The sequence below is a fragment of the Domibacillus robiginosus genome, from assembly GCF_000966195.1.
GTDB lineage: Bacteria > Bacillota > Bacilli > Bacillales > Domibacillaceae > Domibacillus > Domibacillus robiginosus.
On sequence record NZ_LAHL01000003.1, the window covers coordinates 66,195 to 78,373 of the forward strand.

The window sequence follows — 12,179 nt, forward strand, 5'->3', positions numbered from 1 at the left end:
ATACAGAATGTTATTTTATAATTCGGGTATTGATAAAGCAAAAATTTTCAGACTATCGAAAATAACACGAATGAAGGAGTAGTATGATGACACGAGTTTATAATTTCTCAGCAGGTCCTTCCATGTTGCCTCTTGAGGTACTTCAAAAAGCACAAGCCGAACTGACAAATTTTGCGGGTTCCGGCATGGCAGTGATGGAGCTGAGCCATCGTTCAAAATGGTTTACAGAAATCATTGAAACAGCGGAATCTGTTCTGCGCAAGCTGATGAACATTCCAGACAACTACAAAGTGTTATTCCTTCAAGGGGGCGCTTCCCAGCAGTTCGCCATGGTGCCGATGAACTTGTTTGTCGGCAGTAAAAAAGCGGATTTTGTGAATACTGGCTCCTGGTCAAAAAAAGCAATTAAAGAAGCGAAAAAATACGGGGAAGTACGTGTTATTGCATCTTCTGAAGATAAAAATTTCAGTTATATCCCGGCTGTGACTGCGGATATGATTGATCCAGAAGCGGATTTCGTTCATATTACAACAAACAATACAATAGAAGGAACCGTTTTCGAACAAATTCCAGACACAGGCAATGTGCCGCTTGTGGCCGATATGTCTTCTAATATCTTATCCACGGAAATTGACGTATCCAAATTTGGCCTTATTTACGCGGGCGCACAGAAAAACATTGGCCCGGCTGGCCTGACGCTTGTCATTATCCGTGAAGATTTAATCGGAAAAGCAGATGAGTCTGTTCCAACGATGCTGGACTATAAAACGCACGTAGACAGCGATTCGCTTTACAACACACCGCCAACATTTGCAATCTATATGGCGAAGCTTGTATTTGAATGGTTAGAAGAGCTTGGCGGTATCCAGGCGATGGAGAGCATAAACCGGGAAAAAGCAGCTATTTTATATGACTATCTTGATCAGTCAGCTGTGTTCAGCTCACCTATTTCAAAAGAATCTCGTTCATTGATGAACATTCCGTTTGTATCACCAAGCGAAGAATTAGATGCACTGTTTGTAAAAGAAGCAAAAGCAAAAGGGCTTGAAACCTTAAAAGGACACCGCTCAGTCGGTGGTATGCGTGCAAGTATTTACAATGCGATGCCGGTCGAAGGTGTCAAAGCACTTGTCGCTTTTATGGAAGAATTCGAACAGACTCATTCAGCGGAAGGGAAGTAACGAAACGTGTATACTATTAAATCTATGAACAACATTGCCGACATCGGCTTAAATGTATTTCACACTGCAGACGATTTTCAAGTAAACGACGATACAAACACACCAGACGGCATTATCCTGCGCAGCGCAAACCTGCATGATACAGAGTTTAACAGCAATGTTAAAGCCATTGCCCGTGCCGGTGCCGGCGTAAATAACATTCCGGTTCAAGCATGCACAGAGCGAGGCATCGTTGTGTTTAACACGCCGGGTGCAAACGCAAATGCGGTAAAAGAATTGATTTTAACAACGATTATGGCTGTTTCCCGTAATTTATTTGACGGCGTAAGCTGGACAAATGAATTAAAAGGGCAGGGGGATGCGATTCCAAAGCTGGTTGAAGCAGGCAAAAAGCAGTTTGTCGGCCGTGAAGTGAAAGGGAAAACACTTGGCGTTATCGGTCTGGGCCACATTGGTGCCCTGGTTGCGAACAATGCGCTTGACCTTGATATGGATGTAATCGGCTTTGACCCGTTTATTTCTGTTGATACAGCCTGGAACCTGTCCCGCAATGTACAGCGCGCTTTAACCATCGAGCAGCTTTTTGCAGCGAGCGATTATATTACCGTTCACGTACCATTAACAGACAATACACGCGGTATGTTCAATAAAGAAGCGTTTTCTGTTATGAAAAACGGTGCTGTTGTACTTAACTTCTCGCGTGGTGAGCTTGTGAACGAAGAAGATATGCGGGCGGCGCTTGAAAGCGGCAAAGTTGGCAAGTATGTTACAGACTTCCCGAACGAAAATGTGATCGGCATGAAAAATGTTGTTCCGATTCCTCACCTTGGCGCGTCTACAACGGAATCAGAAGAAAACTGTGCGATTATGGCAGCACGCCAGATGAAAGATTACCTGGAAACAGGAAATATCAAAAACTCTGTGAATTTTGGGAATGTAGAAATTCCGTTTACAGGTAAACGCCGCGTTACAGTGGCTCATAAAAATGTACCAAACATGGTTGGCCAGATTACAGGTGCCCTGTCTGAGTACGATTTGAATATCGCAGACATGGTAAACCGCAGTAAAGGTGACTATGCTTACACGTTGATCGATATCGACAACCAGGTAAACGGGGAAGTCATTCCTGGCTTAACCGAAAAACTATATGGTATTTCAGGCGTGATCATGGCACGTATTATTTAAATAAAACGAAGAGATTTTGGATTTCCATCCAAAATCTCTTTTTTTGTTTTATACAAGCTGAATAAATGATTCTAACTACTACTTTTCGGAAAAAGCGTATGTGAACAGGGCTTAGTACGGGTAATAGAATAGGGGTATTCACAGGGCTGTGTGTTCCATAAGGCAGCCGCCAGCCCATTGTGCTGTTGAATCCTTCCGTTATAATCAACGGCCTTCATTTAACTTATACAGTTAAAAAATAAATTTCACATAATTGAAGAAATTTGAAACTTTTTACTTCTTTTTCCTGTATGATGAAGAGAAGAAAAAGTGAATGGGGGATCTATTTTGAAGAAATGGCAACAAATTATGGCGGCAGCCCTTAGTGCGTCACTTCTTATGCCAGGAGCCGCCTGGGCAGAAGTACCGTCATCTGAAAAGGAAGCAGCATACAAAGCAGCTCAAGCGGACAAGCAGGTTACAGATTCACAAACACTCGTAATCAAGTATTCAAAGGCGCTTCCGCAAAGTGTACATAAAAAAGCAGGTGTGACTCTCCTAAAGCGCCTGTCCGGCTTAAAATATGACGTAGTACGTGTGCCAAAGTCAAAGAAGCTGAGCGACGTGATTCGGGTATACAAAGAACGCTCCGAAGTCGTAGCTGTCACACCGAGTATTCAATACAAGGCATTTGCCGATAAACCGGATCCGAAAGCAGTGAAGATGGATCATTTAGCAATGCTTAATATGGGCAAAGCCCTTTCCTATGCCGGAAAACATAATGTTACGATCGCCGTTGTAGATGGCGGGATTGACTATAAGCATCCCGATTTAAAAGCAAACTTACTGAAGCCGTATAATGTAGCCAACCCGGCACGCAATCCGGTTCGTGACCTGCATGGAACACATGTAGCCGGCATTATTGCATCTGAGAAAAATAACGGTCTCGGCGGTTATGGTGTGTTCCCCAATGCGAAAATTTTGCCGGTCGATGTGTTTAACGGCTCAATGGGAGCCAATGACTTTACGATTGCCGAAGGGATTACCTATTCTGTTGATCAGGGAGCAGACGTCATCAACTTGAGTCTGGGCGGTTTTATGCCTTCTCCTGTTGTAGAAGAAGCGATTCAGTACGCGATCGATTCAGGGGTTGTGGTCGTTGCTGCAGCCGGTAATGAAGCGACAGATCAATATTCTTACCCGGCTGCTTATCCGGGTGTGATCAGCGTCGGTAATATAAACGGATCAAAAACGTTATCGGAGAGCTCTAACTATGGCTCTTCGGTTGATGTGGTAGCACCAGGTGAAAACATTTATAGCACCTCTTATGATTCAGAATCTGGGTCGAAGTTTGAGCGGTTAACAGGTACTTCCATGGCATCACCAATGGTAGCAGCGGCAGCAGGACTGCTTAAGTCCAAGTATCCTAACTTAACTGCGTTTGAGATTGAATATATTTTAGAGCAGACTGCCACGGATCTCGGGGAAAAGGGCTATGATTTAACGTATGGAAATGGGTTAATTAATCCGCTTAACGCGCTTAAATTTGATCCGAAAAAGCTGCCGAAGCGTCCGGACGGATCCGGTGAGGCCATTTTAAAAACGGCGAAAGAAATCAAGTCAGGGAAGCAGTCGTTTACAGGTACTTTCAAATCACCGGAAACGATGCACTGGTTTAAAGCAAGCGTGGCAGAAGGCCAGCATATCCAAATGGTGCTTGATGGCAGTAAAGGGTACGATTATGCAATGGAATTGTACTTTGTGCCGGAAGAAGGGGATCCCGAGTACCTTCGTGATGTAGATCACACAAGAGCCAGCGGACAAGAGGGCTACTTGTATACAGCGGCCCAAGACGGAACACTTGTGATTGGTGTAAAAGATACAAATGGGAATTATAGCGCAGCCGGTAAATCTACTTTTACGCTGCAGGCAGAAAAAAGAGGCGCTCTTACGCCGGATCAAGCGACATACGAAGAGCCTGTTGCAATTGGATCCCTTCCCTATACAAAAAATGATTTTACCCTTTACAGCGGTGAAGAAGATATGCCGGATTCAGACTTTTTTACCCTATCTGTAGAAGAAAAAAAGCTGGTTTCGCTTTCGGTTTCAGCACTTCCGGGAGTTAATTCAGCGATCAACGTTTACGTAGGTGAGGGAGAGGAAGAATACAGCATTGTGGATGGAGATACACAGCCGATGAATAAAGGCGAAACCATCTCATTCCAGGCAATGCCGGATACTGAATATCGTATTGAAGTCACAAACAGTACGTTTGGTGAAGACATTCTTTTAAATTCTATTATAGATTTGCTGGGATTAACTGTAACGACGATGAGTGAGCTGGTTGTTGGAGAATCGGCTGTGCCATACACATTCAAAGTGGAAGAACGGACGATTCCAGCCGATGAAGATGGTCTGCCGGAAGAAGAAACACTCGAAGAAGAATTTTCGGATGGTAATCTGACCATTGAAGAATATGGAGAAATGAAAGAGGACGAGCTGATTGACGGCGAGAAAGAAGCAGACAGCAGCAGCATTCTCCAAAAGGCGCTTTCGTACACACCTGGCAGCAGTAAAAAAGGGTACTTCCAATTTGGATATGATGAAGATTACTACCGTTTTATTCCAACAGAAAATGGCATTTATTCGTTTAAAGCCAGCCAGGAAAATGAAGGAAATGCTTCGGTTGTGCTAATGGAATTGGATCAGGAAACAGGTGAATTAATTCCTATTTCAGAAAGCAGCGGAGAAATGGATATGCTTGCGGCCCTTCTTGGCGGTCCGGTGGGATCAGGCGGAATGAATGTGGCGCTGACGAAAAATAAAACATATGTCGTATCCGTTTATAATAATTTAGAAAACGCATCAGCCGACCCTTATAAGCTGACATCGAAACGTGTTGCCAATATGCCTCCTGAGAAAGACAATGACCAGAATGCAGCTGAGGAAGGCTTGAATATAAAAGCCGGAAAAGCGGTTCAAAACTACTTTGTTCATACAGGGGATACGGATTATTACTACTTTATGAATGAAGGAAAGCCGCGTGTGTATACACTGGATATTGTCGAAAGTGCTTTGACGGCCGCACAAAAAGCGAGCATCCCACGCGAGCTACGGCCGGGCCATATATTTACTGGCGCTATGTATGAAGATACAAATGGCGATAAAGTGCTTGATGAAGAGGAGCTAAACCGGGTGACACCGTTTGGCCCAGATCCATTTACAATGATGATTACAGAAACAAATATACACACATCGTTTGCAGCAAAAGAGGACACAGGTTACTTTATTGAAGTGTCACCGCTTATGTCAACAGGACCGAATCTGCAGCCGTATGAAGTAAAAGCAGGCGCAACGTACAATGAACTGGCAGACGGTGATGCTAAAGTGGTCAACCATGTTCCAACAAGACCGCTGCCGCTCAAAACAGTGGACGGCAAATATGGAGCACGCGGCTATTTTAATGCCGGCGTATCTTTCGGAGATGTGGATCACTTTGTTTTAAATTTGGCCAAGCAGGGAACGGTTTCACTCACATTCTCAGCTGGAAAAAACCTGGATGGTGTAATGGAAGTATACAATGCAAAAGGCGCGCTTGTGGCTTCTTTTGACCGCTATGGCAAAAATGATGAGGAACTAGCTTCATTGAATCTGCCAAAAGGAAAATACTTTATTGAACTGAGCGAAGCAAACGGAACAGCTTCAACAGCGCCATATGAATTAATCGTGAAAAAATAAAAAAAGCAGAGGGCTAGGAGCCCTCTGCTTTATTGTGTTTGATTCGCCAGCATAAGGCCGACGGAGTTGTTTTGCTTCCAAATGCTTGAGAAGTAAATAAGCGGGACGGGACGGTTGCCGACATAAGGAGATATCTCGATTGTCAGGCCTGGCTTTTGTTCATTTTGAATAAACCAGTCGGTATAGCCGCCCCCGCTTGGATTGGACTGTGGTGCTACCAGGCTGTAGCCGGTTTTCTGGCTTACTCGCTTTGCCAGGGCAAGGTCGCGTGATTTACGGGCGCCCGACTGATGAAAATGCCAGTAAATAATTTGTCCAGAGCTATGATAAGCGGCGCTCGCTTTAAAGGAGTGCTTGAGTGTAAAGTCATACATGGCTTTTGCTTCCGGTTCACTGAGCGGGGCTGGGCCTTTATAATTTTGCGAGGAAGGCTTGCCAGGATCACAGCAAATGCTGCGCCAATTCGCTGGATACTGCCGGTTCAAATCTACACCGCGTACATTTGCTTTCCAGGCAGCAAAGTTCGCGCTGCCGCCATTCAACTTTAAAATAGCTGCTTTGTTTTTAGCACTGTCTGCTCCAAGCTGTACGAGGGAGACGCCATCCGGATTAACCATCGGCACAAAGTAAATGGATGTTTTTTGCAAAAGAGACCGTACAGAATAGCCGTTCATAAATCCATTTGTTTGAAACAAGTGAGCGTATTGATCGGCCATTTCCATCACGACATTGGTTGTCATATGCTCACGTGCATGGTGTGATGCATTGATCAGCACTTCCTCCTTGCCAGTACCCAGCTTTAGCGCATATAAATCTCGGCCATCCACCGATTTGCCTATTACTTCAAGAGAAGCAATATCCGGATGCCAAAGGACAAGCTCTTTTAAATCCTGTACCATTTGTTTATAGGTAATGGTTTTAAAAGGATCTACATAATTGCCGCTGTACAAAATCATATCTGTTTTGCGGATATAAGCTGTCCGGCCACCGATATCGACAATGTAATAGTCACGGTAAGCAGCACGCGTGTAAAGAGCAGTGCCTGCTTGAAGGCGGCCGAGTGACGTCAGCTGGCCGTTTTTGGAATAAAGGAGGTCAACCGTTTTCCGAGTTCTTGCCTGGTTTTTAAACGCATAACCGGGCTGTACGCCGCCGGCGAGAGAAGCCTTTGATAAGTATGTGACAGCGGCTTCTGACACGTAAGCAGTAGTACCGCCAAACTCAAACGACACGTACCCGTTTTCAGCCCCGGTTTTTTTGAATATTTCACCTGTTAAAAGGCGCCCCGTTTTCACGTAAGCTCCGTTTTGCTTTTTGAACATCTCTGCATCTGTTTCGATTCGAATATAAGGACTGGCTGAGTCTGTCTGCTCATGATTTTCTATTAATAAGTCATCTTTTGCGATAAACCCATTGATGCCTTGCCAGGAAACCCTTATTCTCGTTTCCTGTTCTTCTATTACCTTCACATTGGTATGGGCGGGAATAGGTGTCAGCACCGCCTGCTGGTCAGGAGAAGAAGGCGGCGTGTAAATGGTTGTATCCACTCGTGTGAGCAAATACGAAGCGGCCTGTGCAGCCACGGGTGGTACAAGAGTGCTTAACAGCAGGCAAATAAGAAAAATAGGCAGCCGTTTTTTCATTGTATCCTCCAATATATAGGTTATTTACCTCTATTTTAACAGGTTTACAGAATGAAAGAATCCTAATTTGCAAATAAAAAAAAGACGCTTTTGCAAGCGTCTCAGGCTGTTGACAAACGCTCACTTTCAGCGTCACTTGCCGGCTGTGAATGCTCATGACCCCAAAAAGGTCACTCCGCTCCCCAGCCGGCAGCGTTCCTTGAAAGCCAAACGTTTTCAATCAGCCTGCTTTCTAACTTTGTCTCCAATCTCAGATGCTTTCAAAAGCGTTCTTTTTAAGATAAAAAGCCCATAAGCGCGTATTTCATTTTTTCTGTACGGGACAGCTCATTCCATGGCTTCTTTTTGATGTGGTCCGTGTCAATAGGTGTAATAAAAGGCCCGCGTTTCATAATCAAGCTGTACGGATCAATTACAATGGCTTCACCGGCTTCTACACCCTTTGTTACCTGGTATACGCCATCTACGTGAAGCCCGGTTTCAATACGTCGGCGTTCAAGAAGACCTTCCCGATTCATGATCACTGCATATGATTTCTTGTTTTTCTTTAAAATGGCTGTGTTCGGAATCGTGACAGCATCCGGCTGTTGCTCCGTGATCACTTTCACATTGGCTTTTAAGCCGGGATACAGGTCACTTGATTCCGCGCCCGTGAGCTGAGCGGAATATGGATACAAGCTTTTTCGCTTTACCGATGGCTCTTCTTCTGGGTAGGTGCTTACAGATCCGAGAGAGCCGTTAAACTGCTCGAGCGTTGTATCGACGGTGACTTCAACTGTCTGACCGGTCTGGGCGAGAGCTACTTGTTTTTCATCAAACACACCCTGCACAGCGGGAACAGATGAATTGATGATCATCACCGGGTTGTTTAAGCTCGTATCAATTTTCTTTACGTAGCCTTCATTCGTGCTTTTAACAGTCAAATCGCTTTTTTTCGATTCCTGGGCCGCAATCAGTGTATCGTACTTTTTCACTTCTTCCTGCAGCTTTTGTTTTTCTGTTTCCTGCTGCAGAATGCTTTCTTCTACACTCGTACTGGCGTCGCCGCTCTGGATAATCGTTGTATTGCTGTCGCTGTTTAAAGAATTGTTTGTATCGGTTGACTCGTTTTCTTCATTTTCCGCCTGGGAAAGCAGAAGACGCAGCTGGCTTAATTGATTATCAATTAAAGAGATTTGCTGCTGAGTCTGGTCTTTTTCTGCTGTTAAGCGGGCGATCTCTTCATCTACTACATCAGAAGAGTACGTAAATAAATCCGTACCGGGCTGAATCGCATCGCCTTCTTTTACAAGCACCTGCTCAAGAGATCCTTTGCTTTCATCGAAGTAAATCGGATATTCATCGGAAGGAACCACAACGCCTTCTGCGGAAAATGCTTCAACGACGTCCCCTGTTTCGGAGCGGTCCCAATCTGTCAGCCATTCGGTCCGGTCTGCTTTGCTGTCTTCTTTGAAAATTAAGTATAAATTACCGGCGATTACAACAGCACTCGCCGCAAGCCATACTTGCTTTTTTATTTTTTTCATTGTAGTCACTCACCTCTTTTCTTTAAAACAGATTTTCCACCTGGATTGATGTAAACAATGTCGCTAAAATCCAAAACGCGATACCCGACAAGAGAACCATAAGAAAAACGAAAAGAGGTTTTCTTGCTTCAGACGCGCGTAAAAAGCGGTATTGAATCACTAGAATCCAAATCTGAAAAATCGTAATAAAGCTGAAAAAACGAATGGCAATGGCACTATCTGTTGCGTACTGAGCGACAACACCAAGTGAGAAAGGTGATGAGTCGCGCGGAATAGAAAAAAACACATTCCAGATAATCAAAAGGGCAAATTCAAGCAGGTAGATTGAAAAAGCCACACATTGCAAGGCAACAAGCTTTTTAAACTCTAATTCTAAAAACGTCCAAAATAAAAGAGCCGGCACAAAGATGTAGAAAAGGGGAAGCAATAAGCCGGCAAGGCCAGCGCCTCCTGTAAATAGTAGTTTCAGCCATTCATATGTATACATATCGGATTCGGCCATATAAGCAGATATGCCTTCGCTTTGTATACCTAGTGCACCGGCAAGCAGAGACAAAAGCACACTGACGAGTACTAAGAGTGAAAACTTTATCCATAAACCGCGAATTTTTTCGGCCTGTGACAGCTGCGCGAGTTCATGGGAGGTGCGAAACAGCCCTTTTAAAAGCTGAAGCCGATAAGCCATTTTAAAATCTCCCATCAAAATAGAATAAATAAAGATCAATTTTCATTATATACAACTATTGATATATGAACCAATAATATTCTAACATTATTGGTCTATTTTTAATTTTTCAGAATTATTAAACGATTGAAATGTGAATGTAATATAACGAACATCCTAGTGTAATAGTCTTGAAATAGAATCATGTTACAATCAATCTCGTGTTACAAAACTAGGGGGTAATGATACGTGAAAAAAATGGCCATGTCTTTTCTTGCTGCAATGATGATTTTCTCAGCTTCTGCGGCACAAGCAGCCGCCGCAACTCACACTGTTCAAAAAGGGGACACGCTTTACAACATTTCAAAACGTTACAGTACGTCAGTGGATCAAGTGAAGAAGTGGAACAACCTTTCCTCTAATACCATTAAAGTTGGACAAAAGCTTTCTATTGGCAGCACGGCAGCCGCAAGCTCAAAACCGGCGCCATCATCAAATACGAGCAATGTGAAAAAAGAAATTACCGTTAAGTCAACGGCTTATACAGCTTACTGCAGTGGATGCTCTGGCGTTACTGCAACAGGCATTAACTTAAAGAAAAACCCAAATGCAAAAGTGATTGCTGTGGATCCGAAAGTGATTCCGCTTGGTACGAAGGTATATGTTGAAGGCTACGGAGAAGCAGTTGCCGGCGATACAGGCGGCGCAATTAAAGGAAATAAAATTGATGTGCATATGTCAACGAAGCAAAAAGCAAAAAACTGGGGCGTGCGCACTGTAAAAGTGAAAATTTTAAAATAGTCGAAAAGGGAGCTGGTGGAAACCAGTTCCCTTTTTTGTTTTTAACTGGGTGCTTTATGTCAGAGTTATTACGAATTCGAAGTAATGGCTTTCTTGTAACATTTACGTCACATTCCAACATAGAAGCGTAACGTCCTTTTAAAAACATTACATTGCTTGGCGTGTTACAATGAATCTCGTTAGGCCGGAGAGTACCGGCTGGTCAAGAGGAACCGAATCCTCAATCAAGCGTTTATGGCGCTTTTATATAAATTAGCTGTTGTCCCTACAGTCACGGAGAAACAAAGCGTTAAAAACTCTTGCGTACGTGTGCTTTGTCACACCGGCAGGAACATTCCAGGAGGTTTTTTTATTATGAAAAAGCATATCATGGCACTAGCAGCAACAACAGTAATTGGCGGAGGCGCATTCGGCACCGCTGCATCAGCTAGCACATATACAATACAACAAGGCGATACATTATGGAGCATTTCCCAAAAAACGGGTACAACTGTTGAACAATTAAAAGCAGCCAACGGTCTTTCATCTAATATGATTTACGCGGGCTCCACTCTTCAAACATCCGGCTCAGCGTCAGGCGGCGGTACAGCACAGGCTTCTTCGAACGGTACATACACGGTTAAAGCGGGCGACACGCTGTTTAAAATCGCTACAGCACATGGGATTTCAGTGAGCTCACTAAAATCAATTAACGGTCTTTCATCAAACATGATTTACCCTGGTGATCGGTTGTCAACAAACGGTTCTGCGGCACCGGCAAAGGCAGCGCCAGCACAGCAGGCAACAACTCAAGCAGCTGCTGAGCCAGCACAAGCAGCACCACAGAGCGGCAAAACGTTAACGGTGACAGCTACAGCATACACTGCACAGTGCGCGGGCTGCTCAGGCGTAACAGCAACGGGTATTGACCTTAACAATAATCCAAACAAAAAAGTAATTGCGGTTGACCCGAACGTGATTCCGCTTGGTTCGCGCGTATACGTTGAAGGCTACGGCGAAGCGATTGCCGGTGACACGGGCGGCGCAATCAAAGGAAATAAAATTGATCTTCACGTACCAAACAACGATGCAGCATACAGCTGGGGCGTGCGTACAGTTAACGTAACCATTCTCGATTAATCATTATATACCCTGTTTGAAAAAAACCGGCCGTAATAAAGGCCGGTTTTTTTCATTTCGTTGAAATAGGATGTTGTCCGACTGCATCATCCTCAAAATTTACATGTGTAGTGACCGTTCTTAGGCGAAGTATAGAAAGAGCAGCATTTGCGGGGCTCCGCTTTCCAGGGAGCAGGCGTTGAGCTAGTCTTTCAGGAGTCTCCGCCTCGCGCCTGCCGCTCTTGTAGGATGAAAGGAATTCAGTGAAGTCTTGTATGATTCCCTTTCTTTTCTGGAAAGAATAGAAAAAACCCTTTTAACCTCTCTGTTTTTGAAAAGGGGAGGCTTTCGGGCAAGCTAAAAA

The 12,179-nt window shown here is 44.2% G+C and carries 8 protein-coding genes; 5 read left to right on the forward strand and 3 right to left on the reverse strand.

The window, feature by feature from the left end:
• Nucleotides 1-86: 86 nt before the first annotated feature.
• From serC to VP97_RS01130, 3 genes are all read left to right on the forward strand, one after another.
• Nucleotides 87-1,181 carry a 3-phosphoserine/phosphohydroxythreonine transaminase gene (gene serC / locus VP97_RS01120; protein ID WP_050179775.1) on the forward strand — a complete coding sequence of 365 codons (1,095 nt, stop codon included), beginning with the start codon at nucleotides 87-89 and terminating at the stop codon, nucleotides 1,179-1,181.
• 24 nt (nucleotides 1,182-1,205) lie between these two features.
• Nucleotides 1,206-2,366, forward strand: coding sequence for a phosphoglycerate dehydrogenase (locus VP97_RS01125; protein WP_050180184.1), 1,161 nt, complete (start codon nucleotides 1,206-1,208; stop codon nucleotides 2,364-2,366).
• A 327-nt stretch (nucleotides 2,367-2,693) separates the two neighbouring features.
• Nucleotides 2,694-6,083, forward strand: coding sequence for a S8 family peptidase (locus VP97_RS01130; RefSeq protein WP_050179776.1), 3,390 nt, complete (start codon nucleotides 2,694-2,696; stop codon nucleotides 6,081-6,083).
• Between the two features lie 29 nt (nucleotides 6,084-6,112).
• Here VP97_RS01130 and VP97_RS01135 read toward each other — a convergent pair whose 3' ends face one another.
• The 3 genes from VP97_RS01135 to VP97_RS01145 all read right to left on the reverse strand — a co-directional run bounded on the left by VP97_RS01135 (nucleotide 6,113) and on the right by VP97_RS01145 (nucleotide 9,937).
• Nucleotides 6,113-7,726, reverse strand: coding sequence for a M14 family metallopeptidase (locus VP97_RS01135; RefSeq protein WP_050179777.1), 1,614 nt, complete (start codon nucleotides 7,724-7,726; stop codon nucleotides 6,113-6,115).
• Between the two features lie 275 nt (nucleotides 7,727-8,001).
• Nucleotides 8,002-9,252, reverse strand: a complete 1,251-nt coding sequence (locus VP97_RS01140) for an efflux RND transporter periplasmic adaptor subunit (protein ID WP_050179778.1) — start codon at nucleotides 9,250-9,252, stop codon at nucleotides 8,002-8,004.
• Nucleotides 9,253-9,274: 22 nt separating this feature from the next.
• Nucleotides 9,275-9,937, reverse strand: coding sequence for a hypothetical protein (locus VP97_RS01145; protein ID WP_050179779.1), 663 nt, complete (start codon nucleotides 9,935-9,937; stop codon nucleotides 9,275-9,277).
• A gap of 228 nt (nucleotides 9,938-10,165) precedes the next feature.
• Between VP97_RS01145 and VP97_RS01150 the strand changes: the two genes are divergently transcribed.
• Both VP97_RS01150 and VP97_RS01155 read left to right on the forward strand, forming a co-directional pair.
• Entirely contained in the window at nucleotides 10,166-10,717 is a 552-nt protein-coding gene (locus VP97_RS01150) for a 3D domain-containing protein (protein ID WP_050179780.1), read from the forward strand.
• Between the two features lie 354 nt (nucleotides 10,718-11,071).
• Entirely contained in the window at nucleotides 11,072-11,836 is a 765-nt protein-coding gene (locus VP97_RS01155) for a LysM peptidoglycan-binding domain-containing protein (protein ID WP_050179781.1), read from the forward strand.
• Nucleotides 11,837-12,179: the final 343 nt, after the last annotated feature.

What these genes read in the sequence shown, in the direction of transcription:
- serC (WP_050179775.1), top strand. Translation starts at nt 87, where the DNA reads ATGACACGAGTTTATAATTTCTCAGCAGGTCCTTCCATGTTGCCTCTT.
- VP97_RS01125 (WP_050180184.1), top strand. Translation starts at nt 1,206, where the DNA reads ATGAACAACATTGCCGACATCGGCTTAAATGTATTTCACACTGCAGAC.
- VP97_RS01135 (WP_050179777.1), bottom strand. Translation starts at nt 7,726, where the DNA reads ATGAAAAAACGGCTGCCTATTTTTCTTATTTGCCTGCTGTTAAGCACT.
- VP97_RS01140 (WP_050179778.1), bottom strand. Translation starts at nt 9,252, where the DNA reads ATGAAAAAAATAAAAAAGCAAGTATGGCTTGCGGCGAGTGCTGTTGTA.
- VP97_RS01145 (WP_050179779.1), bottom strand. Translation starts at nt 9,937, where the DNA reads ATGGCTTATCGGCTTCAGCTTTTAAAAGGGCTGTTTCGCACCTCCCAT.
- VP97_RS01155 (WP_050179781.1), top strand. Translation starts at nt 11,072, where the DNA reads ATGAAAAAGCATATCATGGCACTAGCAGCAACAACAGTAATTGGCGGA.